Origin of the sequence: Streptomyces sp. HPF1205 (assembly GCF_020400825.1) — a bacterium.
Classification (GTDB): Bacteria; Actinomycetota; Actinomycetes; order Streptomycetales; family Streptomycetaceae; genus Actinacidiphila.
Genome location: NZ_JAINVH010000010.1, coordinates 154,578 through 177,590 on the forward strand (window position 1 = coordinate 154,578; position 23,013 = coordinate 177,590).

The window sequence follows — 23,013 nt, forward strand, 5'->3', positions numbered from 1 at the left end:
GGTAGTGCTCCGCCCGTCCGGGCACGGCGTGCGGCCGTGCCCGGGCCCCCGCGGACGCCGCCCGCCCGCGGGTCCGGTCATCGTTGGTCGTCGGCCCCCGGTCGGTCGCCGCGGTGCCTGCGGCCGGGCAGCATCTCCTGCACCTTGGCCTTCACGCCCTGCCTGACCATGCCGACGCGGTCGCTGTCGCCGTGCAGTACGGCGGAGGCGGCGGCCTCGATCTGGTCGAGGGTGGCGTGCGGCGGAATGGGCGGCACGGCGGGGTCGGTGCGGAAGTCGATGACGAACGGCCGGTCGGCGGCCAGCGCCCGCTGCCAGGCGTCGACGACGCCGCCCGGCTCCTCCACCCGCGTTCCCTCCAGGCCGACGGACCGGGCGAAGTCGGCGTAGCGCACGTCGGGGATGGACTGGGACGGCAGGAACTGGGGCGCGCCCTCCATGGCCCGCATCTCCCAGGTCACCTGGTTGAGGTCCTGGTTGTTCAGGACGGCGACGACCAGCCGGGGGTCGCGCCACTGGCGCCAGTACTTGGCCGCGGTGACGAGTTCGGCCATGCCGTTCATCTGCATGGCGCCGTCGCCGACGATGGCGATCGCCGGCCGGTCGGGGTGGGCGAACTTCGCCCCGATGACGTACGGCACACCGGGCCCCATCGTCGCCAGCGTGCCCGACAGCGAGCCGCGCATGTGGCCGCGCATGCGCAGGTGGCGGGCGTACCAGTTGGCGGCCGATCCGGAGTCGGCGGCCAGCACGGCGTTGTCCGGCAGCAGGTCGTCGAGGGCGTGGACGACGTACTCGGGGTTGACCGGGTCGGCGTCGACGGCCGCGCGCCGCTGCATCACCTCCCACCAGCGGGCGGTGTTCTTCTCGACGGTCTTGCGCCAGTCGCCGTGCCGCTTGGCCTTCAGCATGGGCAGCAGCCGCTTGAGGGTGCCTGCCGCGTCGCCGACGAGGTTGACCTCGAAGGGGTAGCGCAGCCCGATCATGAACGGGTCGTTGTCGATCTGCACCGCCCGCGCCTGCCCGAACTCGGGCATGAACTGGGTGTACGGGAAGCTGGACCCGATCACCAGCAGCGTGTCGCAGTCCCGCATCATCTCGTACGAGGGCCGGGTGCCGAGCAGGCCGATGGAGCCGGTGACGTAGGGCAGGTCGTCGGGCAGGACGTCTTTCCCGAGCAGCGCCTTGGCCACGCCGGCGCCGAGCAGGTCGGCGGCGTGCTCGACCTCCGCGCGGGCGGCCCTGGCGCCCTGGCCGACCAGGATGGCGACCTTGTGGCCGGCGTTGAGGATCTCGGCGGCGTGCGCGATGTCCTGGTCGGCGGGCACGGGCGCGTAGTCGGCGACGCCGAGGCTGGAGGGCACCATCTTGAAGGCGTGCGTCGGCGGCGAGTAGTCCAGTTCCTGGACGTCGGCGGGCAGGATGACGGCGGTGACGGTGCGCTTGGCGTAGGCGGTGCGCAGCGCGCGGTCCAGGACGTTGGGCAGTTGCTCGGGGACGGTGACCATCTCGCAGAAGTCGGCGGCGACGTCCTTGAACAGGGTGTGCAGGTCGACTTCCTGCTGGTAACTGCCGCCCATGGCGCTGCGGTTGGTCTGGCCGACGAGGGCGACGACCGGCACGTGGTCGAGCTTGGCGTCGTACAGCCCGTTGAGCAGGTGGATGGCGCCGGGGCCCGAGGTGGCGGCGCAGACGCCGACCTTGCCGGAGAACTTGGCGTAGCCGACGGCCTCGAACGCGGCCATCTCCTCGTGCCTGGCCTGGACGAACTGGGGTTTGTTCTCGGCCCGGCCCCACGCCGCGAGCAGCCCGTTGATGCCGTCGCCGGGGTAGGCGAAGACGTGCTGGACGTCCCACTCGCGCAGGCGCTGGAGTATGTAGTCGGACACCTTGATCGACACGGGTCTTCCTCTCGTCGCTGAGCGGTTGGCGGGCGGCCGGGGGCGCCTTCGGGTCAGGTCCGCAGCCGTCGGGTCACGGCCCAGCCGGCGGCGCCCACCGCGCCGGCCGCGGCGGCGGTGACGAGCCGGGCGCGCGCCGGCGAGGGCGGCTCGGGGCGCGCGGCCGCCTTCTCCGGGCGGTCGGCGGGCAGACCCGCGTCCAGGCCGAGCGCGAGCACCTCGGCGAGGTGCAGGGCGCGGCGGTCGGTGCCGCCTTGCTCGATCTGGGTGCGGCAGCTGAAGCCGTCGGCGATCACCAGGGCGCTGGGCGCGGCGCGGCGGACCGCGGGCAGCACGCCGAGTTCGCCGACCGCCATGGACAGTTCACGGTGGCCGCGTTCGAAGCCGAAGTTCCCGGCCAGGCCGCAGCAGCCCTCGTCCAGCACGTCCGCGTCGAGCCCCGCCCGGCGCATCAGTTCCCGGTCGGCGTCGAACTTGGTGACGGCGTGCTGGTGGCAGTGGGTCTGCACGGTGGCCGCGCGGGTCAGCCGGGGCGGCCGCCAGTCGTCCGGGGCGTGCCGCAGGAGCAGCTCGGACAGGGTGTGGAACTGCCCGGCGAGCCGTTCGAAGTCCTCGTCGTCCGGCATCAGTTCCGGCGCGTCGGCGCGGAAGACGGCGGTGCAGGACGGCTCCAGGCCGACGATGCGGGTGCCCGCCTCGATCCACGGCCGCAGTGTCCGGGCGGTGCGCCGCAGCACCCGCTCCGCGACGCCGAGTTGCCCGGTGGAGATCCAGGTCAGTCCGCAGCACACGGGCCGGGTGGGAACGGCCACGTGGAACCCGGCGTCCTCCAGCACCCGGACCGCCGAGCGGGCGACCGACGGGTGGAAGTAGGTGCTGAACGTGTCGGGCCACAGCACCACGGCCCTGGGGTCGGCGGGGTCGGGTTCCGGTGTGCCGCGCGAGTGCCACCACCGCAGGAAGGACTCCTCGGCGAACAGCGGCGCGTCGCGGTCGGCGACACCTGCCAGGCGTTTGCCGAGCCGGGAGACGCCGGGGGCGCGCAGCACCGTGTTGGCGGCCCCGGGTGCCATCGAGGCGGCGCGGGCCCACAGCGGCAGCCAGCCCAGGGCGTAGTGGGCGGCCGGCCGCAGCCTGCCCTCGTAGTGGTGGGAGAGGAACTCCGCCTTGTACGTGGCCATGTCGACGCCGACCGGGCAGTCGGACTTGCAGCCCTTGCAGGCCAGGCACAGGTCGAGTGCGTCGCGGACCTCGGTGGAGCGCCAGCCGTCGGTGATCGGCGAGTCGGTGTGGCCGCCGATCATCTCGAACAGCAGCCGGGCGCGGCCCCGGGTGGAGTGCTCCTCCTCGCCGGTGGCCCGGAAGGACGGGCACATCACGCCGCCCTCGTGGCTGCGGCAGTTGCCGATGCCGACGCAGCGCATCACCGCGCGGTTGAAGGAGTGGTCGTCCTCGGGGTAGCCGAAGCGGGCGTCGCGGTCGTCGCGGGGCCGGAAGTCGGCGCCCAGACGCAGGTCCTGGTCGGTGCGGTGGGGGGCGACGACCTTGCCGGGGTTCATCCGGTCGGCCGGGTCGAACAGTTCCTTCAGCTCGCCGAAGGCGCGCACCAGGCGGTCGCCGTACATGATGGTCAGCAGCTCTCCCCTGGCCTGGCCGTCGCCGTGCTCGCCGGACAGCGACCCGCCGTAGGAGACGACGAGTTCGGCGGCCTGCTGGAGGAAGTCGCGGAAGGCGGCGACGCCTTCGGCGGTGCGCAGGCCGAAGGGGATGCGGGTGTGGACGCAGCCCTGGCCGAAGTGGCCGTACAGGGCGGGGTGGTCGTAGCCGAAGCGGGCGAACAGGCCCTTGAGGTCGCGAAGGTAGTCGCCGAGCCGGTCCGGCGGTACGGCGGAGTCCTCCCAGCCCTCCCACGTCTCGCGGTCGTCCGGCGGGCGGGCGGTGACGCCGAGGCCGGCCTCGCGCGCCTTGAGCATGCGCTGTTCGCGGGCGGGGTCCTCGGAGAAGGACACGCCGGGGTCGCTCTCGTCGCGCCCGATCGCCGCCAGCAGGTCGTGGACCTGCCGCTCGACGTCCTGCTGGGAGTCGCCGGTGAACTGCAGGAGCAGCCAGCTGCCGCCTTCGGGGAAGCTGCGCAGCGACTGGAGGTGGCTGCCCTCCTCGCGCATGAGCTGGGCCATGCGGTCGTCGAGCGCTTCGAGCTGGCCGGGGTGGCAGTGCTCCAGCAGGCGGGGCACGTCGTCGGCCGCGGCGCAGATGTCGGGGTAGCCCAGCACCAGGACGGCCTCGGCGGCGGGCACCGGCACCAGTTCCAGCTCGGCGTGCAGGACGGTGACCAGGGTGCCCTCGCTGCCGACGAGGGCGCGGGCGAGGTTGAAGCCGTTCTCGGGCAGCAGGTCGTCCAGGTTGTAGCCGGACACGCGGCGCGGGATCTTGGGGTAGCCGCGGCGGATGTCGGCGAGGTAGCGGTCGCCGATGCCCTGCAGGCCCTGGTACAGCTCGGCGCGCCGGTCGCCGATGGCGGAGACCGCCTCGTACTCCTCGTGCGAGGTGGGACCGACCCAGCAGCGCACGCCGTCGTAGGTGAGGATCTCCAGGCGGCGGACGTTGTCCACGGTCTTGCCGTACGCCTGGGCGGAGGCGCCGCAGGAGTTGTTGCCGATCATGCCGCCGATGGTGCACTGGCTGTGGGTGGACGGCTTGGGGCCGAACTGCAGGCCGACCGAGGCGAGTTGGCGGTTGAGGTCGTCCAGGACGATGCCCGGCTCGACCACGCAGGTGCGGGCCTCGGTGTCCACGCAGACCAGTCCGTAGCAGTACTTGGTCCAGTCGATGACGACCGCGGTGTTGGTGCACTGGCCGGCCAGGCTGGTGCCGCCGCCCCGGGAGAGCACGGGGGCGCCGAAGCGGGCGCAGACGGCTATGGCGTCGGCCCCGGCGTCCACGCTGTGCGGCACGACCACGCCCAGCGGTATCTGCCGGTAGTTGGAGCCGTCGGTGGCGTAGGCACCCCGGCTCCCCGGGTCGAAGCGGACCTCGCCGTCCACCTCGCCGCGCAGGGCGTTCTCCAGGGCCGTGACGTCGATCGCCGTCCCCGGCGAGGGGGCGCCGGGAGCCTGGCCGCGTGCCTTTCCGCTGATCGTGGTCATACGCACCTTTCCGGCCGCCCGCCGCCCGCCGCCCGGCGCGCGTGGCGCCGGGCGGCGGACGTCCGCGGGGCGGCGTCCTTCAGTGGCCGAGGGCCTTGCTGAGCTCTTCCTTGCTCATGTGCGAGCGGCCCTTGATGTTGCGCTGCCTGGCCTCGTTGTAGAGCTGGTCCCTGGTCGGACCGCCGGGTCCCGACCGGTTGCCGGAGCGCTTGCCGCCGCGCCGTGACGAGGACATGTCCTGGACCGAGGTACGGCTGGCGGTGCGGGCCTCGCCGGAGCGGGCCCGCTCCTTGTTCACGGTCCGCGAGGCGATCTCCTTCGCGCGCCGCTCGGACTCGCCGCGCTCGCGGGCGCTGTCCTTGATGTGCTCGTACTGCCGCTCACGTTTGGGCGACGAACCTCGAGGCATGGTGTTCACCTCTCATGCGGGTCTCATGACGGGGGAATGTGCGCGGGGACCCGCGCGCTGTCCGGTCATGGCGTTCGCCTGCCCGGCCCGGGACGTCGCACGCACGCTTCTCCAGTCTTGTCACCGTCCGCCGCCCGGGGGCCACCGCACGTACGCCGTTCGGGTGGGGCCCGGGCACGCCGACGGCCCGCACGGTCGCTGCCGTGCGGGCCGTCGTCACGCGGCTCGTACGTGGTGCCCCCGGTACGGGGCCGCGAGGAGGCGCGGCCCCGTACCGGGGTCGTACGGTCAGCCCACCTTGCCGGTGCCGGCTCCCGCGGTCACCGAGGAGACCACGGTCGAGGCGCTCTCGGCGCTGTAGCTGTAGGAGGGCTTGTAGGAGGACGTCCGGGTGATGTCGGTGGTGGAGTTGTTGAGGATGTTGCCGGACTGGTTGGCGTAGCCGTCGGTGGGGCTGTCGCCGGTGGTGGTGATGGCGTCGGGGACGTTGGTGAAGACGTTCTTCTCGACGTAGACCTCCGCGCCCATCCGGGAGTGGATGCCGCTGTCGCCGACGTTCTCGTAGTAGTTGTTGAACATGTGGCCCTTGCCGAAGCGCAGACTGGGCAGCCGGGAGTTGACGTTGTAGAACCAGTTGTGGCTGTAGGTCACCCGCAGGTGGCCGGTGTCCTCCGAGGCGTTGCTGTCGGAGTGGCCGACCAGGGACACCTTGTAGTGGTCGTGGAACTTGTTCCACGACACGCTCACGTAGTCGGCGGCGTGCGTGATGTCGAGCAGGCCGTCGTAGTAGTCCTTGCCGTGGCTCTGGTCGGACGACAGGTCGTTGTGGTCGACCCAGACCTTCGTGGAGTGCTGCACGGTGATCGCGTCCGTGCCGACGGCCTTGCTGATCACCAGGTTGCGGATGATGACGTTGGTCCTGTCCTTCACCCGCAGGCCGCCGCCGGTGAAGCCGGAGTTCGACCCGACTCCGAGCACGGTGGTGTTGGAGCCGACGTCGACCTGGCCGGACAGCGGGATCAGGCCGGAGACCTTGACGACCTTCGCGGAATCGCCGCTGACCGCGCTCTTGAACGCGGACAGGCTGCTGACGGTCTTGGCCGCGGCCGAGCCGCCGCCGGTGGTGCCGGCGCCGTACCCGACGGGCGACGACTCGTAGGACGCCGCGTGGGCGCTGGGGGCGCCGGTCACCGCGGGGACGACCGCCAGGGCCAGGGCCGCGGTGCCCGCGGCGGCCGCCAGACGCCGGCGGCGCGCGCCGCTCGGGCGCTCGACTGATACGTGCGTGAGCTTCATGTGCCGTTCCCTCTCGTCAGGAGGATGTGGGGGGCCGCCGTGGGGGGCGGCGACGAAACACGCTCACCGTCGGTAAACGATCAGCAAGCGCTTACTGTGCCGGCGTGCGATTACCCCCGGACATCGGGAGCCGGGCGCGCAGGCGTCATCATTGCGGTTCGACCAGGGTCTCCGAGAAACGGGTAGGACAACTCGGCCCGAACTCAGGTCACCTGTGTCACCGTCGCATCACCGCCAACGTAGCAAGCGCTTGCCATAGGCGTCAACGCCCTTGCTCCGCGGGATCCCCGACGGGTGGAGCGATTCTGATATATGACGTACCACGTACGACGTACGACGTACGACCCGTGACGGTAGAGCGGTCCCGTGACACCGTCAATGCCTTGCGCCGAACCGGTTTCCGATCCGGCCCGCGCCCGGTGCCCGGGACCGCCGTGATCCGGTCAGCGGACGGGCTGGCCCTTGCCGAGCACGATCACGCCCGAGGCGGAGACCGTGTACAGCTCCCGGTCGCGGTCGGGGTTGACCCCGATGGTCCCGCCGGGCGGCACGTCCACGTTCTTGTCCAGCACCGCGCCGCGGACGATGGCGCCGCGGCCGACCCGTACGTTGTCGTGCAGCACCGAGCCCTGCACCACCGCGCCGGGGTCCACGATCACCCCGGGCGAGAGCACCGAGCGGGTGACCTGGCCGCGGATCACGCAGCCGGGGCTGATCACCGACTCCCCCACGATGCCGCCTGCCGCGATCTTCGCGGGCGGCAGCGGTCCGGTGTGGGTGTAGATGGGCCAGTTGCCGTTGTGCAGGCTGAAGGCGGGGTGCTCGCCGACCAGGTCCATGTGGGCGTCGTAGTAGGCGTCCAGGGTGCCGACGTCGCGCCAGTAGCCGTGGTCGCGGGCGGTCTCGCCGGGTACGTGGTTGGTACCGAAGTCGTAGACCTGGGCGACGCCCTTGCCGGTGAGCCGGGGCAGGATGCTGCCGCCCATGTCGTGCACCGACTGCGGGTCCTCGGCGTCCTCCTGCAGCGCGTCGATCAGGGTCTTCGTGGTGAACAGGTAGTTGCCCATGGACGCGAAGACGTGGGCCGGGTCGTCGGGCAGTCCCGGCGGGTCGGCGGGCTTCTCCAGGAACCGCTCCACCTGGATGCCGTCGGCGCCCGGGGTGATCACGCCGAAGCCGTGCGCGTCGGCCCTGGGCACCTTGATGCCGGCCACCGTGACGCCGGCGCCGTGCTCGATGTGCTGGGCGAGCATCTGCCGCGGGTCCATCCGGTAGACGTGGTCGGCGCCGAACACGGCTATGTAGTCGGGCCGTTCGTCGTACACCAGGTTCAGGGACTGCAGGATGGCGTCGGCGCTGCCCAGGTACCAGCGCGGGCCGAGCCGCTGCTGGGCGGGCACGGGCGTGACGTAGTTGCCCAGCAGGCTCGACATCCGCCAGGTGGTGCTGATGTGCCGGTCCAGGGAGTGCGACTTGTACTGGGTCAGCACGCAGACCCGCATCATGTCCCCGTTGACCAGGTTGGACAGCACGAAGTCCACCAGGCGGTAGGTGCCGCCGAAGGGGACCGCGGGTTTGGCCCGGTCGGCGGTGAGCGGCATCAGCCGCTTGCCCGCCCCGCCGGCCAGCACTATGCCCAGCACCGAAGGTCCACCGCGCATCGGGTTCCCCCTTGGATCGTGTCCGCCTGTGTCCGCCTGTGTCCTGCCCGCGTCCGGGGTCGCCCGTCGGTGTGGACGGGCACGGGTCTCATCCGCCGCCGAGGACCCGCGTGTACAGCTCGGCGGTGCGTGCCGCCACGGTGTCCCAGCCGAATTCTCGTACGGCGCGGTCCCGGCCGGCCTCGCCCATACGGGCGGCCAGCGCCGGATCGCCGGTGAGCCGGTCCACGGCGGCGGCAAGGGCGGCCTCGAAGTCCTCGGGGCGCCCCTCGTCGTAGGGCACCAGGAGTCCGGTGACGCCGTCCCGCACGACCTCGGGTATGCCGCCGACCGCGGAGGCGACGACGGCGGTGCCGCACGCCATGGCCTCCAGGTTGACGATGCCGAGCGGCTCGTACACCGAAGGGCAGACGAACACCGCCGCGTGGGTGAGGAGTTGGACGACGGCGGGCCGCGGCAGCATCGCCGGTATCCAGTGCACCCCGTCGCGGACGGCCCTCAGTTCGTCGAACAGCGCACGGAACTCGCGGTCCAGGGCGGGGGTGTCGGGTGCGCCCGCGCACAGCACGAGCTGCACGGCCGGATCGGTGCGGCGGGCGGCGCGCAGCAGGTGGGGGACGCCCTTTTGCCGGGTGATGCGGCCGACGAACAGCACGTACGGGCGGTCGGGGTCGACGCCGATCCGCTCCAGCGCGTCGGTGCGGGCGTCGGGGCGGTAGGTGGCGGTGTCGATGCCGTTGCGGATGACGTGCACGCGGCCGGGGTCGAGCGCCGGATAGCAGCCGAGGATGTCGCCGCGCATGCCCTCGGAGACCGCGACCACGGCGTCGGCGGACTCCATCGCGGTGCGCTCGGCCCAGCTGGACAGGGCGTAGCCGCCGCCCAGTTGCTCGGCCTTCCAGGGCCGCAGCGGTTCCAGCGAGTGGGCGGTCAACACGTGCGGCACCCCGTACAGCAGCTTGGCGAGGTGGCCGGCCAGATTGGCGTACCAGGTGTGGGAGTGCACCAGGTCGCGGCCCCGCAGGGCGGCGGTCATGGACAGGTCGGTGCCGAAGGTGCGCAGGGCGTCGTTGGCGCCGTCCAGGAAGCCGGGCGGGCCGTGCCGGACCACCCCGGGTTCGTCGCCGCCCCGGCCCCAGCAGTGCACCTCGACGTCCGCCAGGGCGCGCAAGTGCCGGGCCAGGAACTCGACGTGCACCCCCGCCCCGCCGTACACGTCCGGCGGGTACTCGCGCGTCAGCAGCCCGACCTTCACTGATCCTCCCGCCCTCGACGACCGTGCTCGTTGCCTTCCCCGCCCGCGGCCACCTCTACCGTGCCGGGCGTGGCCGGAAAAGGTTGCTCGCGATCCGGCCATGTCCCGCGCGGCCCCGAGGAGGCGCTGCGGCCCGGCCGGGCGGCCGACCACCGACGTCTGCTGTGACGCCGATCCACCGGAGCGACGCATGAGGCGTGCTTGCGGTCACGGCGGGCCACCGGCCGGTCGCGGTACGTCCGCCTTCGCGGCGTAACCGGAACGGCGACAAGCACATATCCGCCGCTCCCGCGCCAATACCGGGGATCGGCCCCCTTCGCGCGGTCAAAGGAATGACGCTTTATGGACGGTCGCAACGAGCCCGACCGGGCAAACCTAGGGGAGACATCGCGTGATGACCACACCCCGCACCACCGCACCGGTACCGCTGCGCACCGGGGAACGGCTGGCGCTGGCGCTGGCGAGGGAAGAGATGATGCAGGACTACCACCGGTGGGAGACCGACCCGGCGACGGTCGTCGGTTTCGGTGCCCGCTGGCCGGTGTCCTGGGAAGTCTTCCGGGCCAGATTCCACAGCGGTCACACCACCACCCACTACCAGCTTTTCGAGGTGGTCACCGCTGACGGCGGGACCCCGGTGGGGACCACCTCCCTCAATGTCGACCAGTCCGTCAACACCGCCGAATTCACCGTGGTGATAGCCCCGGAGCAACGCGGCCGGGGCTACGCGGCCGAGGCGACCGCGCTCACCCTGGACTGGGCGTTCACCATCGCGTCGCTCAGCGCGGTGTGGCTGGAGGTGCTCGCTCCCCACACCGCCGCGGTGCACGCCTACCTCAAGGCCGGTTTCCGCATCGCCGGACGGCTGCGCAGCGCCGCCCTGTGGCACGGGAAGCGCGTCGACAAGCTCCTTCTGGACTGCGTTCCCGACGACCTGGCAGAAAAGAGGTGACCCACGATGTCCTGTCCCGACGTGAACTGCCGCAAGGGCGGCTGCACCACCGACCCGGGTGGCCGGCCCGCCGGCGAGAGCAGCCCCAGGAAGGCATGACGCCCGTCTTCTTCGCGGACCGGCCGTACGGCAGGGGTACGGCCGGTCCGCCGCGGGCGGCCCGGCACGATCGGGGAACCGCCCGGGCCCGAAGCCGCTCGGGCCGTTCGGGCGGTCCGGGCCGTTCGGGCGGTTGAGGCCGCCCAGGCGGTCGAGGCCGTTCGGGCCGGTCGGGAAGGCCGTGCGGTTCAGGCCGTGCGGGCGGCCAGCATCTCCTCGGTGACCTCCCAGAGCCGGGCCGCGGCCTCGGGGTCGAGGGCGTACGGCGCCACGCCCCGGCGGGTGCCCGGCTGGTTCTCCTCCGCTTCCCGGCAGTCCTCGAAGTAGCGGCCGCCGACGCCGTCGAGCAGCGGCGAGGTCGCCACGAGGACGGAGGTCGCGGCTCCCTGTTCCGGCGTCTTCCAGTCGGCGCCGCCCGCGCCGGACCGGGCCCACAGCCGGTTCAGCTCCTCGTCGGTGACGTGGCGCTGCAGGTTGGTGCGGATTCCGCCGGGCATGAGGGCGTTGACGGTGATCCCGTCCGCCGCCCAGCGCTTGCTCGCCTCGACGGCGAACAGCACGTTGGCGGTCTTGGACTGCCCGTAGGCGAGCCACGGGTCGTAGGGCCGCCGCAGGAAGTGGATGTCCTCGAAGACCACGGGCGAGCGCAGGTGGGCCGAGGAACTCACCGACACCACGCGGGCACCGCCGGCCCGCGCGAGCGCCTCGCGCAGCCCGGCGGTGAGCGCGAAGTGGCCGAGGTGGTTGGTGGCGAACTGCAGCTCCCAGCCCTCGGGGGTGCGCGTCTCGGGCGAGGCCATGACCCCCGCGTTGTTGACGAGGATGTGCAGCGGTCCGTGCCACGCCTCGGCGAAGGCGGTCACCGAGGCCTGGTCGGCGAGGTCGAGACGGGCCACCCGTACGTTCTTGCTGTCGGCGCCGGCGGTGATGTCGCGCGCGGTCCGCTCACCCGCGGCGGTGTCCCGGACGGCGAGGGTGACCTCGGCGCCGGCGCCGGCCAGGGCGCGGGCGGTCTCGACGCCGATCCCGGAGGCAGCGCCGGTCACGACGGCCCTGCGGCCGGTGAGGTCGATGCCGGCGACGACCTCGGCCGCGGTCGAGTGACGGTCGAAGGGGGTGGTGGTCAAGGAGTGCGAAGTCATGTCGGACCATTTCTCGGCGCGAGGGCCGATCCGTGAAGATGTGCCGGTGCGGCGGAGTCCGGCCGGCGGCCGGCCGGCCGCGGGCGCGCGCCCGCGCGCCGTGGGAGCGGCCGGTACCATGGTGGAACCGGAGGTTCCTCCACTACGACCCACCATAAGCGGAGGTTCCTCCGCTTGCAAGCGAAGGAGTGCCACCGTGCCGGGCACCGGTTCACGTCCGTTGCGCGCCGACGCGCGGCGCAACCGCGAGCGCCTGCTCGCCGCCGCCGTCAGCGCGCTCGCCGACGGCGGCGAGGTGACGCTGGAGGCCATCGCCAAGGACGCCGGGGTCGGCATCGGCACCCTCTACCGCCACTTCCCCACCCGGGAGGCGCTGGTCGAGGCCGCGTACCGCAGTGAGCTCACCCGGCTGTGCGAGGCGGCCCCGCTGCTGCTCGACGCCGGCCCGGCCGACCTGGCCACGCGGGCGTGGATGGACCGCTTCGTCGACTACATGATCGCCAAGCGGGGCATGGCCGACGCCCTGCGGGCGGTCGTCGCCTCCGGCGGCAACCCCTTCGCGCACAGCCGCGACCTGCTCGTCGGGACGCTGTCCGCACTGCTGGAGGCGGGTGCGCGGGAGGGCGCGCTGCGTACCGACATCGATCCCGCGGACGTGCTCACCGCGCTGAGCGGGGTGTCGCTGGCGGCCGGCCGGCCCGACAACCGCGAGCAGGCGGGCAGGCTGCTCGACCTGCTGATGGACGGCCTGCGGCACGGGGCGGGCGGCGGCCCCGGGCGGGCGCGCGAGGACCGCGCCGGCCGCCCCGGGACCGGTACGGAAGCCGGGTACGCCGGCGGGCCGGGGCGCGCCCGGGTCCCGGACGAATACCGGGACGAAGAAGTCGGGTAATGATGTGGAATACATCCGCTCGGAGCGGGAAGGCGGCTCGCGAACAGTCGACGATGTGCGAGGCGATGACGTGACCACAACGGTTGGCAAGTCGGAAGGCACGAACGGGACCGCGATGAGGGCGCAGTGGGCGGTGGGGGACGAATGCACCACCGGCGGACTGCCGTTGATCGATGACGCGGCGGGCGTGGCACCGAAGGACGCCCGGGCGCTGTCGAAGCTCTTCTTCAACCGCCTGCAGGAGCTGGAGGAGGGAACAGCCGCATACCAATACGCGCGCAACACGCTCATCGAGATGAATCTCGCGCTGGTGCACTTCGCGGCGGGCCGGTACCGCAACAGGCCGGCCACCGACCACGAGGAGATCATCCAGGTGGGCACGATCGGCCTGATCAAGGCGATCGACCGCTTCGACCTGTCGCGGGAGACGGAGTTCACCACCTTCGCCATCCCGTACATCGTCGGGGAGATGAAGCGGTTCTTCCGCGACACCTCCTGGGCGGTGCACGTGCCGCGCAGGCTGCAGGAGCTGCGGGTCGAGCTCAGCAAGGCGAAGGAGGAGCTGTCGGTCGTCCTGGACCGGGACCCGACGGTGCAGGAACTGGGCGAGCACCTCGGCATGAGCGAGGAGGAGGTCCTGGAGGGCCTGGTCGCGGCCAACGGCTACACGGCCGGCTCGCTCGACACCCCGTACAGCGACACCGACGGCGGCGCGGAGGGCGAAGGACGCACGCTCGCCGAGACCTTCGGGGCCTGCGACCCGGCGCTGGAGCTGGTGGAGGACTTCCACAGCCTCGCACCGCTGATCGAGAAGCTGCCCGAGCGGGACCGGCGGCTGCTGAGGATGCGGTTCGGCGAGGAGATGACGCAGGCGCAGATCGGTGAGGAGCTGGGCTACTCGCAGATGCACGTCTCCCGGCTGCTCAGCCGCACCATCGCGAAACTGCGCGCGGGACTGCTCGCGCAGGAGTGACGTCGCGCCCGCCGCGCACTCGCACTCGGCGGCCGCCGCCCGGAACCCCTCCCCGGGCCGCGGCCGCCGTTCGCGTGCGCGGCTTCCCTGCGTCCAATGGCGTCCTCGCCTCCGCGGCCCGTGGCTTCGCGGCCCGCTCGACTGCGGGTCCTCCCGTCCTCCCGTCCGCGTGGCGGTCCGGCACTCCGGACGGTCCGGCGCTCCAGGCGACCCGCACCGAGCACGAAGGAGGGGCCCCCGGGACCGGGCACCCCTCCCCGTTCGTTCCGCTCAGGCGCCGCCCGTCGGGCTCGCCGCCGGCGCGGCCGACAGCGGGGCGGCGATGTCCTCGAGCGACCGCTGTTCCGCGTCGACCGCGAGGAAGGCGGCGACCAGACCGGCCGCGCACATCAGGGACGCTCCGATGACGAAGGCCAGCACCGTGTCGCCGACGACACCGGACTTGGTGAGGTCGGAGAAGACCAGCGGACCGCTGATGCCGCCGGCCGCGGTGCCCAGGGCGTAGAAGAACGCGATGGCCATGGCCCGCGTCTCCATCGGGAAGATCTCCGAGACCGTCAGGTAGGCGCTGCTGGCACCGGCCGAGGCGAAGAACAGCACCACGCACCAGCAGGCGGTGATCGTGGTGGCGTCCAGCGAGCCGCGGTCGAACAGCCAGGCGGTGCCGAACAGCAGCAGACCCGACACGATGTAGGTGGACGAGATCATGACGCGCCGGCCCAGCGTGTCGAAGAGGTGGCCGAGCAGCAGCGGGCCGAGGAAGTTGCCGGCCGCGATGACCGCGAAGTAGTAGCCGGTGTCGCCGGTGCCGACGTCGAAGAACGTGGTGAGGATGCTGCCGAAGCCGAAGGTGATCGCGTTGTAGAGGAACGCCTGGCCGACGAAGAGGGCCAGGCCCAGGATCGCCCGTTTGGGGTAGGCGGTGAAGACGGTCCTCGCGATGACGCCGAAGCCGATGCTCTCGCGCTGGTGGATGGTCATCCGCTGCCGCACGCGCGGCAGCCGCTCCTGCTTCTCCTGCTCGATCCGCCGCTCCACCGAGTCGACCAGTTGGTCCGCCTCGTCACCGCGCCCGTGGATGAACTGCCAGCGCGGGCTCTCCGGCACGTGCCGGCGGACCAGCAGGATGACCAGGCCGAGCACGACGCCGAGCGCGAAGGTGAGCCGCCAGCCCACGTCGACCGGGAAGATTCGGGTGTTGAGGGCGACGATGGACAGCAACGAGCCGCCGACGGCGCCGAGCCAGTAGCTGCCGTTGATGATCAGGTCCACCCGGCCGCGGTAGCGGGACGGGATGAGTTCGTCGATGGCCGAGTTGATGGCCGCGTACTCGCCCCCGATGCCGAAACCGGTGAGGAAGCGGAACAGGAAGAACCACCAGGGCGCGAAGGACAGCGCGGTCATGGCGGTGGCGCCCAGGTACACCGCCAGGGTGAGCATGAACAGTTTCTTGCGGCCCCGGCGGTCGGTCAGCCAGCCGAAGAACAGGGCGCCGGAGCAGGCTCCGGCCACGTAGAGGGCGGCCGCTATGCCGGTGATCTGAGCCGAGGTCACGGCCAGGCCGCTGCCCTCCTGCGACAGCCGGCCGGCGATGTTGCCGACCGTGGTCACCTCCAGGCCGTCCAGAATCCACACGGTCCCCAGACCCACCACGATCATCCAGTGCCACCGCGACCACGGCAGCCGGTCCAGGCGCGCGGGTACGTCGGTGGTGACGGTCCCGCTCTGCGCGGTACTCGGCCGGTGCACGGCCATGGAAGATCACCTCCTCGCCGGTCAGTCTCACACCGGCCCGCGGCTGTCGCGCGCCGGACACTTCCGTTGGCGGTGCACGGCCACCGCTGTGGATCAGGCGGCCGTCCCCTGCACTGACGCATGTCCCGTGGCGCGCCGGACACGCCACGGGCCGGGGCCCCGTCGCGATTCGACGGTGCCCCGGCCCGGTGTTCACCGACGGTCAGGTCGAACAGGCGGCGCCGTTCAGCGCGAAGCCGGTCGGTGCCGCGTTGCTGCTGGACCAGGTGGCGGTGAAGCCGATGTCGACCGAGCCGCCGGGGGCTATGGCGGCGTTGTAGCCGGCGTCGGTGACGGTCACCTTCTGGCCGCTCTGGGAGACGGTGCCGTTCCAGCCGTTGCCGATCTTCTGGTCACCGCCGAACGTCCAGGTCAGCTTCCAGCCGTTGACGGCGCTCGCCCCGGTGTCGGTGACGGCCACGTCCGCCTGGAAGCCGCCGCTCCAGGAGCTGGTGACCTTGTACACCACGGCGCAGGCCGCGCCGCCGGTCGGCGGCGGGGTGGTGGGAGGCGGACTCGTCGGAGGCGGACTCGTGGGCGGGGGCGTGGTGGGCGGCGGGCTGGTGGGCGGCGGAGTGCTTGAGCCGTCGGGCGCGTTGCCCCACACCGCGGTGGACCCGTCGTACAGCACCACGTTCTGGACCGTCACCGGCGTGGCGCCCGGCGTGGTGGGGACTCCCTGGTAGGACCAGTCGTTCGCCGGGTTGTGGGCGCCGGGGAAGGTCAGCCGGAACTGCACCTCCCGGTGGAAGGCCGACTGCCCGGCGGGCGCGATGTCCTGGCCCTCGCAGCTCACGGTCACGTAGTAGACGCTGCCGGAGTACTGGGTGGGCCCGGTCGGCGCCGAGCACTGGTTGTACGGCGAGGTGAGCGTGACCTGGGACGCGCTGGTGCCCGGGTCGAGGGTGAAGTACCAGCGGAAGCTGCCGTGGGTGAGGTGCCGGGCGGGCCATCCGGACTTGTTGACCACCTGGGCCTTGATCTCGTAGAAGTTCGTGCCCGCGGTGTTGACGGCGGCCTGCATGAACTCCTCGGGGCCGTCGGGGCTCTCCTTCTTCGGGAATCCGGTCAGCGGGGTGCCGCCGTACTCGTCGGTGAGCGCGGCGAGCGCGCCGGAGAAGCCCGCGTTGTAGTCGAGGGCGCCCTCGGTCATCGCGTACTGCTGGCGGTCGTCGGTGAAGGAGTCGTTCGCGCTCGACGGTCCGCCGACCAGCAGGCCGATGTCCAGGTGCCGGGTGGTGGGCGGATCGGACATGGACTGGTCCCACGAGCCGTGCGCGGTCCTGTTGTGCGGGTTCTGCGGCCAGTTCGTGTTGGTCCCCGAGTTGGTGAAGCCGATCTCGTAGCTCTCGTGGCGCGGGTTGTCGCCGAGCACGTAGCCGATCTGCCGCACCCCGAAGTCGTGGTACGTCTGCGCCTTCGCCGTGTCCCTGCCCTGGCCGGTCAGCCAGTGGCTGAACTGCAGCGCGGCGAACGCGGTGTTGGACGAGTAGCGCAGCGAGCCCCAGGTGTCCAGGAACGCCTGGCCGCCGGGCGAGTAGGCGACCTTGGAGCCGCCCACGCCCGTCGTCCACCAGTCCAGCCAGCGCTCGGCGTCGTCGACGTAAGACTGCTGACCGGTCAGTTCGGCCAGCAGCAGGTAGTCGCCGTAGCTCTTGTCGTCCCAGGCCAGCGTCCAGTTGTACTCGGGCGTGGTGGACTGGCTCATCTTCGGGAGCTGCGCGTAGTACGTCTCCGCCTTCGTCAGGTACGAGCTGTCGCCGGTGGCCCGGTACAGCCAGATCGCGCCCCACACCAGCTCGTCCCAGTAGCCGCTCCAGGAGTTGTAGTAGCCCTGGGCGGCGGTGATGCACTTGTCGTAGGTGCCGCGGTAGGTGTCGGCGAAGGTGTAGAGCTGTTTGGCGTTGGTCAGCAGCGTCGCCGCGTAGGTGGGATCGCTCGCCTTGAACACCATGGAGGAGGAGGCCAGCGCCGCCGCCGCTTCCCCGGCCAGGTCGGAGCCGGGGCAGGAGGCGTCGATCTTGTACGAGGGGCGGGGCGAGGGGTTGACCTCGGCCGGCCCCCAGAAGGAGTGGTCGGAGCTGCCGTCGCCCACCTGGCCGTACAGCACGTTGGGCGAGGGGTGGGCCTTGAGCAGCCAGTCGTCGCCCCAGCGCAGGTTGCGCAGCAGGTAGGTGCTCTGGGCGCTCTTGGTGTAGCCGGCGGACTCGTCGACGCCGCCCCAGGCCAGCATGGTCATCGAGAACGCCATCGGGAAGCCGAACTTCACCTCGTCGCCGGCGTCGTGGTAGCCGCCGGTCAGGTCGATGCCCACGTCGGCGCCGTCGGACAGGTCGGAGTCGCCGCGCCAGGAGACCCGGTTGTCGGCGGGCAGCTTGCCGGAGCGCTGGGACTCGTAGAAGAGCATCGAGTCCTGGAGGGCCTCGGCGTAGTTGTACGCGGGGGCGGCGTCCGCGGCGTTCCTGGCGGCGTGGGCGGCGGGGGCCCCGGCCGCCGCCGCGAGGGTCAGGGGCAGCAGTGCCGCCGCCAGGGTGACGGCGGCCGCCCGGGCCCGCCGGGCTCCGGGTGGTATGCGGAATCTGGTCACGCGTCCTCCAGCGGTGGGGGGTGGGAGCGCTCCCACATGCTGAACCCGGACGTCACGGACCGTCAAGCACTTGCACATGCCCACCCCCGGTGTGCGGGACGGGGCCGTGAGAGGGCATTCTGGCCCCCTGACGAGGGTTTCTTTTCGTCACACGAGATGACTGGCGTTTCGCGTGGCAAAGGACATGGGAGCACCACCCACGCTCCAGCCCCCCGACCGAACGACGAGGTGTGAGGTTCCGCAGTGCGTCAGCCGCTCTCCGCTCCGCAGCCCCCCGCCGGCCGCCCCACCGGCGCCGGACCACGGACCGCCGCCCGAGGACGGCTGCGCGCCGGCCGGCTGCCGGTCTGCCTCGCGGCGGGGGTGCTGCTCGCCGTCGCCGGGTGCGGCGACGGCAACAGCCGTACGCCGACCGTGTCGTCGGCAGCGCCCTCGGGCACCGGTGGCACGACCGCCACCGGCACCGCCGCGAGCCCGACCACCTCGGCGTCGTCCGTGCCGGGCTCCGCCACGCGGCCGACCGCTTCGTCGGGCGCGGCCACCGGGACCACGCGGCCGTCGAGCTGCGTGGACCGGACGGTGAACGCCATGAGCCAGGCGCAGCGGGTGGGGCAGCTGTTCATGACCTCCGTGAGCACCACGGGAATGACCACGGCCGAGGCGGCGGCGATCAGGCAGGGGAAGACCGGCTCGGTGTTCCTGAAGGTGCACACGAACGCGGGGACCGCGGCGGTGAGGTCCGTCGCGAACCGGGCGCGGGCCCTGACCTCGCCCGTCAAGGGGGTCACGGTGGGCATGCTGGTGGCCACCGACCAGGAGGGCGGTCTGGTGCAGGTGCTGAACGGCCCCGGGTTCAGCGTGATCCCGAGCGCCGCGCGGCAGGGCACCTCGGCGCCGGCCACGCTGCAGAAGGACGCCGAGACCTGGGGCCGGCAGCTGCGGGCGGCCGGGGTCACCATGAACCTGGCGCCGGTCGCCGACACCGTGCCGCCCGCCCTGGTGAACGTCAACGCCCCCATCGGGAAGCTGTCCCGCGAGTACGGCACCGACCCCGCGACCGTGGCCTCGCACAGCACCGCCTTCCTTCGCGGGATGGCGCGGGCCGGCGTCGTCGCCACCGCCAAGCACTTCCCGGGGCTGGGCCGGGTGACCGGCAACACCGACACGACGGCGGGCGTGGTGGACGGGGTCACCACCAGCACCGACCCGTTCCTGCAGCCGTTCAAGTCGGCCATCGACGCGGGTGTGCCGTTCGTGATGGTCTCCTCCGCCACCTACGCCAGGATCGACCCGTCCCGGCAGGCCGTGTTCTCCCCGGTGGTGCTGCGCACCCTGCTGCGCGGTTCGCTGGGCTTCAAGGGCGTGATCATCTCCGACGACCTGGGCCAGGCCGTGGCGGTCGCCGACCGTACGCCGGCCCGGCGGGCCCTGGACTTCTTCGCCGCCGGCGGCAACGTCCTGCTGACCGTCCAGCCGGCGGACATCGGCCCGATGACCTCGGCGGTGCTGGCCCGGCTGCCGCAGGACGCCGCCTTGCGCAGGAACGTGGACGACAGTGTGCGGCGGGTGCTCACGGCCAAGCAGAACGCGGGCCTGCTGACCTGCGGCTGAAGCGCCGCACAGGGCCGGGCGGGCGGACGGGGCGGGAAGCGCCCCGCGAGCCGCCGCCGTTCAGGCGAGCGCTTCGCGCGCCGCCGCCTCGAACGCGGCGGCGAGCGGGGAGGGCCGCGCCGCCGGCCGGGCGAGGGCGACCCCGCCGCGACCCGGCCGACGACCGAGCCGACGACCGAGCCGGCGACCACACCGTGACCGCCCCCGGACCGGCTTGGACCGCGCCGGCCGCCGGCCGCCGCACGCCGGCCGGCCCGGCCGGCCCGCACTGTGACGAGCGGGTGAACCCCGCGGGAATTGTGGGCAGCGGTTGCGGCGGGGACTGGGTGCGCGGTCCGCGCGGTGCATAAGGTGAGGCGCCCTTGAGTTCCGCCACGCACCGACTTCCGGAGGTCCGGCCGTGTCCGCCGAACCCGCCGCGCCCGTGCCGGAGCCCGCGGCGACGCCCGATGCCGGGGCTGTCGCGGGATCCGGCCCCCGGGCCGATCACCAGGCCGATTCCCGGGCCGATTCCCGGGCCGATTCCCCGGCCCGTCCCCGGGACCACCGCGGGGACGGCTCCGGGGAGAGCGTCGGGGACGGCCTCCCCGCGGGGTCCGCGGACGGCTCCCCGGAGCCCGCGGGCCCCCGGGGCACGGACGCCACCGGGTCCGGACCGGTCAGGACCGGCCGGCCGCCGTCCTCTTCCTCTTCCTCTTCCTCGCGCCGCCGCGGGCGCATGTGGCAGGCCGTCGCCGCGGTGGCGGCCGCGGCCGCGGTGACCGCCGGAGTGCTGGCCTACGGCGGCAGTGGCGGAGGTGGCGGCCGGGACGACGCCAAGCAGGCCGCCGCCCCCGCGGCGGACGGCCTGCGGCACACCACCGTCCTGGTCTCGCCGGGCGGCTGCGGGCACGGCTGGGTGCGCCCGCACACCGGAACGCAGGCCTTCGACCTGCGCAACACGGGCGCGGCCGCCGCGGAGGTGTACCTGACCGATCCGCGCACCGGGCAGGTCTACGGCGAGGTCGACGGGCTCGCGCCGGGCACGACCCGGCCGATGGTGGTGGACCTGGGCAGCGGCACGTACGCCTTCAAGTGCCTGGCGGAGGACGCGGACGCGGTCACCGGCCCGTCGGTGGTCGTGCCGGGGCACGCCCCGCGGGGGCCCGCCGCGCTGCCGGTCAGCGGGCACGACCTGATCCCGCCCGCGCTCGCGTACCAGAAGTGGATCGGCGCGCGGATGAACGACCTGGTCGCCGGAGCGGTCAAGCTCGACGCGGACATCACCGGCGGGGACCTGGCCGCCGCGCGGCGCGACTGGTTGGCGGCCCACCTGGTGTACGAGCGGATGGGCGCCGCCTACGGCACGTTCGGCGACGCGGACGGCAGGATCAACGGCACGGCGGCCCGCGCCGGCGGCGCCGTGGACGACCCGGGCTTCACCGGCTTCCACCGGATCGAGTACGGGCTGTGGCGCGGCGCGTCGGCGGCGTCGCTGCGGGGCGCGGCGGCACGGCTGGTGAGCGACACCAAGGCGCTGCGCGCCAGTTGGGCGCAGGCCCGGATGGACCCGGCCGACCTGGGGCTGCGGGCGCACGAGATCCTGGAGAACACGCAGCAGTTCGAGCTGACCGGCCGTACCGACTACGGCAGCGGCACCAGCCTCGCCACCGCGCGGGCCAATCTGGACGGCACGCGCGAGGTGCTCGCCGAGCTGCACGCGCTGCTGGTCCCCCGCGACCCGCAACTGCCGCAGCTGGAGGCGGCCTTGGACCGCACCCAGCGGGACCTGGACGATCGGCACCGCGGCGGCTCGTGGACCCCGCTCGGCGCGCTCTCCCACGACCAGCGGCAGCGGATCAACGCCGACGTGGGCGACCTGCTGGAACGACTCGCCCCGGTGGCGACGATCTTCGACGTACGGAGGACGGCATGACCGACACGCCCGAGGCCGCCGGGGCCCTGCGGCGGCGCGGCTTCCTGCGCGGCGCGGCGCTCGGTGTGGGAACGGTCGGGGCGGTCGCGGGGGCGGGCGCCGCCGCCGCGGCCCTGACCGCGGACGCGAGCGCCACGGCGAGCCCGGGCGCGGACACGGGCGCGGGCGCGGGAGGCGGCCCCGCCCCTTTCCACGGCGTGCACCAGGCGGGCATCGCCGAACCCGTCCAGCGCTCCACCGTCTTCCTGTCCTACGACGTGACGGCCGCCGACCGCCGCGAACTGACCGAACTGCTGCGTGCGGTGACCGAGCGCGCCCGTTTCCTGACCGCGGGCGGCACGCCGGCGCCGCTGGGGATCACCGGCCCGCCGTCGGACAGCGGCACGCTGGGCCCGCGGGTGCCCGGCGACGGACTGACGGTCACCGTCGGGGTGGGGGCGTCGCTGTTCGACGACCGGTTCGGGCTGGCGGGGCGCCGCCCGGCCCGGCTGAAGCGGATGCCGGCGTTCCCCGACGACGACCTCGACCCGGCCTGGTGCCACGGCGACCTGAGCCTGCAGATCGGCGCGGCGCACCCGGACGCGGTGCTGCACGCGCTGCGGGACATCGCCCGCCACACCCGCGGCGGCATGCAGGTGCGGTGGCGGATCGACGGGTTCACCAGTCCCCCGAGGCCCAGCGGCACACCGCGCAACCACCTGGGCTTCAAGGACGGTACGGCCAACCCGGACGTCACCGACCCGGCGGTCGCGGACCGCCTGCTGTGGACGGCCGGTGACGGCGAGCCGCCGTGGGCGGCCGGCGGCTCGTACCAGGTGGTGCGGGTGATCCGGATGCTGGTCGAGTTCTGGGACCGGGTGTCGGTCACCGAGCAGGAGCGGATCTTCGGCCGGAGCAAGGCGACGGGCGCGCCGCTGGACGGCGACGGGGAGTTCGACACGCCGGCGTACGCCCAGGACCCGACCGGCGACGTGATACCGCTGGACAGCCACATACGCCTGGCCAATCCGCGTACCGCGCGGACCGCGGACTCCCGGCTGCTGCGGCGCGGGTACAACTACGACCGCGGCATGGACAGCAACGGCGATCTCGACATGGGCCTGATCTTCGTCTGCTACCAGCGGGACCTGGTCCGGCAGTTCGAGACGGTCCAGAAGCGGCTTGCGGGCGAGCCGCTGGTGGACTACGTGACGCCGTTCGGCGGCGGGTACTTCTTCGCGCTGCCCGGGGTACGCGACCGCTCGGACTGGCTGGGACGGGCACTGCTGGCCTGAGAAGGGCGGTCGGTGGCCGGAAACCGCGCCCGATCACCAAGGGGGAGTAAAGAGTTCCCTCGGATTTCCTGACTCGCTGTTCACCTGAGCGCCATCGACGGTCTGT

15 protein-coding genes are annotated in these 23,013 nt (G+C 72.7%); 6 read left to right on the forward strand and 9 right to left on the reverse strand.

What is annotated here, in order from left to right; translation table 11 throughout:
* Positions 1-77: 77 nt before the first annotated feature.
* The 6 genes from K7G61_RS14190 to glgA form a co-directional block, all read right to left on the reverse strand.
* Positions 78-1,901 carry a thiamine pyrophosphate-requiring protein gene (locus tag K7G61_RS14190; RefSeq protein ID WP_225847148.1) on the reverse strand — a complete coding sequence of 608 codons (1,824 nt, stop codon included), beginning with the start codon at positions 1,899-1,901 and terminating at the stop codon, positions 78-80.
* Positions 1,902-1,954: 53 nt separating this feature from the next.
* On the reverse strand, positions 1,955-5,047 hold the full coding sequence (locus K7G61_RS14195; protein WP_225847149.1) for an FAD-binding and (Fe-S)-binding domain-containing protein: 3,093 nt from the start codon (positions 5,045-5,047) through the stop codon (positions 1,955-1,957).
* A gap of 79 nt (positions 5,048-5,126) precedes the next feature.
* Positions 5,127-5,456 carry a plasmid stabilization protein gene (locus K7G61_RS14200; protein WP_225847150.1) on the reverse strand — a complete coding sequence of 110 codons (330 nt, stop codon included), beginning with the start codon at positions 5,454-5,456 and terminating at the stop codon, positions 5,127-5,129.
* A gap of 288 nt (positions 5,457-5,744) precedes the next feature.
* Positions 5,745-6,752, reverse strand: a complete 1,008-nt coding sequence (locus tag K7G61_RS14205) for a polysaccharide lyase family 1 protein (protein ID WP_225847151.1) — start codon at positions 6,750-6,752, stop codon at positions 5,745-5,747.
* Between the two features lie 443 nt (positions 6,753-7,195).
* Positions 7,196-8,413 carry a glucose-1-phosphate adenylyltransferase gene (locus K7G61_RS14210; RefSeq protein ID WP_225847152.1) on the reverse strand — a complete coding sequence of 406 codons (1,218 nt, stop codon included), beginning with the start codon at positions 8,411-8,413 and terminating at the stop codon, positions 7,196-7,198.
* A gap of 88 nt (positions 8,414-8,501) precedes the next feature.
* A complete protein-coding gene (glgA, locus tag K7G61_RS14215; protein ID WP_225847153.1) occupies positions 8,502-9,668 on the reverse strand; it encodes a glycogen synthase in 1,167 nt (388 codons plus the stop codon).
* Between the two features lie 394 nt (positions 9,669-10,062).
* Between glgA and K7G61_RS14220 the strand changes: the two genes are divergently transcribed.
* Complete coding sequence (locus K7G61_RS14220) at positions 10,063-10,620, forward strand: GNAT family N-acetyltransferase (RefSeq protein ID WP_225847154.1); 558 nt, start codon at positions 10,063-10,065, stop codon at positions 10,618-10,620.
* A gap of 287 nt (positions 10,621-10,907) precedes the next feature.
* Here K7G61_RS14220 and K7G61_RS14225 read toward each other — a convergent pair whose 3' ends face one another.
* The gene (locus K7G61_RS14225) at positions 10,908-11,861 is read right to left on the reverse strand and encodes an SDR family NAD(P)-dependent oxidoreductase (protein ID WP_225847155.1); all 954 of its coding nucleotides are present in this window, start codon (positions 11,859-11,861) and stop codon (positions 10,908-10,910) included.
* A gap of 196 nt (positions 11,862-12,057) precedes the next feature.
* On the opposite strand from K7G61_RS14225, the gene K7G61_RS14230 reads away from it, so the two are divergent.
* Together K7G61_RS14230 and K7G61_RS14235 are read left to right on the forward strand one after the other, a co-directional pair.
* Positions 12,058-12,753 (forward strand): TetR/AcrR family transcriptional regulator, encoded by a 696-nt coding sequence (locus tag K7G61_RS14230; protein WP_308190632.1) that lies wholly within the window; start codon positions 12,058-12,060, stop codon positions 12,751-12,753.
* 115 nt (positions 12,754-12,868) lie between these two features.
* The gene (locus K7G61_RS14235) at positions 12,869-13,726 is read left to right on the forward strand and encodes an RNA polymerase sigma factor SigF (RefSeq protein ID WP_225847228.1); all 858 of its coding nucleotides are present in this window, start codon (positions 12,869-12,871) and stop codon (positions 13,724-13,726) included.
* A gap of 270 nt (positions 13,727-13,996) precedes the next feature.
* On the opposite strand, the gene K7G61_RS14240 is transcribed toward K7G61_RS14235, so the two are convergent.
* Positions 13,997-15,481: an MFS transporter gene (locus K7G61_RS14240; protein WP_225847156.1), complete on the reverse strand. Its 1,485-nt coding sequence runs from the start codon at positions 15,479-15,481 to the stop codon at positions 13,997-13,999.
* 202 nt (positions 15,482-15,683) lie between these two features.
* Positions 15,684-18,107, reverse strand: a complete 2,424-nt coding sequence (locus K7G61_RS14245) for a glycoside hydrolase family 9 protein (protein WP_225847157.1) — start codon at positions 18,105-18,107, stop codon at positions 15,684-15,686.
* 243 nt (positions 18,108-18,350) lie between these two features.
* Here K7G61_RS14245 and K7G61_RS14250 point away from each other — a divergent pair, with 243 nt between their 5' ends.
* The 3 genes from K7G61_RS14250 to efeB all read left to right on the forward strand — a co-directional run bounded on the left by K7G61_RS14250 (position 18,351) and on the right by efeB (position 22,907).
* Positions 18,351-19,718: a glycoside hydrolase family 3 N-terminal domain-containing protein gene (locus K7G61_RS14250; protein WP_225847158.1), complete on the forward strand. Its 1,368-nt coding sequence runs from the start codon at positions 18,351-18,353 to the stop codon at positions 19,716-19,718.
* Positions 19,719-20,436: 718 nt separating this feature from the next.
* Positions 20,437-21,633 carry an EfeM/EfeO family lipoprotein gene (locus K7G61_RS14255; protein ID WP_225847159.1) on the forward strand — a complete coding sequence of 399 codons (1,197 nt, stop codon included), beginning with the start codon at positions 20,437-20,439 and terminating at the stop codon, positions 21,631-21,633.
* Entirely contained in the window at positions 21,630-22,907 is a 1,278-nt protein-coding gene (gene efeB, locus K7G61_RS14260) for an iron uptake transporter deferrochelatase/peroxidase subunit (protein ID WP_225847160.1), read from the forward strand. Before K7G61_RS14255 ends, efeB begins: the two co-directional genes overlap by 4 nt.
* Positions 22,908-23,013 lie beyond the last annotated feature (106 nt).

Bases quoted from the DNA above. Each gene is read 5' to 3' on its own strand.
- K7G61_RS14210 (WP_225847152.1), bottom strand. From the start codon at position 8,413: ATGCGCGGTGGACCTTCGGTGCTGGGCATAGTGCTGGCCGGCGGGGCG.
- K7G61_RS14240 (WP_225847156.1), bottom strand. From the start codon at position 15,481: ATGGCCGTGCACCGGCCGAGTACCGCGCAGAGCGGGACCGTCACCACC.
- K7G61_RS14235 (WP_225847228.1), top strand. From the start codon at position 12,869: ATGAGGGCGCAGTGGGCGGTGGGGGACGAATGCACCACCGGCGGACTG.
- K7G61_RS14200 (WP_225847150.1), bottom strand. From the start codon at position 5,456: ATGCCTCGAGGTTCGTCGCCCAAACGTGAGCGGCAGTACGAGCACATC.
- K7G61_RS14255 (WP_225847159.1), top strand. From the start codon at position 20,437: ATGTGGCAGGCCGTCGCCGCGGTGGCGGCCGCGGCCGCGGTGACCGCC.
- K7G61_RS14195 (WP_225847149.1), bottom strand. From the start codon at position 5,047: ATGACCACGATCAGCGGAAAGGCACGCGGCCAGGCTCCCGGCGCCCCC.
- K7G61_RS14220 (WP_225847154.1), top strand. From the start codon at position 10,063: ATGACCACACCCCGCACCACCGCACCGGTACCGCTGCGCACCGGGGAA.
- K7G61_RS14205 (WP_225847151.1), bottom strand. From the start codon at position 6,752: ATGAAGCTCACGCACGTATCAGTCGAGCGCCCGAGCGGCGCGCGCCGC.
- efeB (WP_225847160.1), top strand. From the start codon at position 21,630: ATGACCGACACGCCCGAGGCCGCCGGGGCCCTGCGGCGGCGCGGCTTC.
- K7G61_RS14225 (WP_225847155.1), bottom strand. From the start codon at position 11,861: ATGACTTCGCACTCCTTGACCACCACCCCCTTCGACCGTCACTCGACC.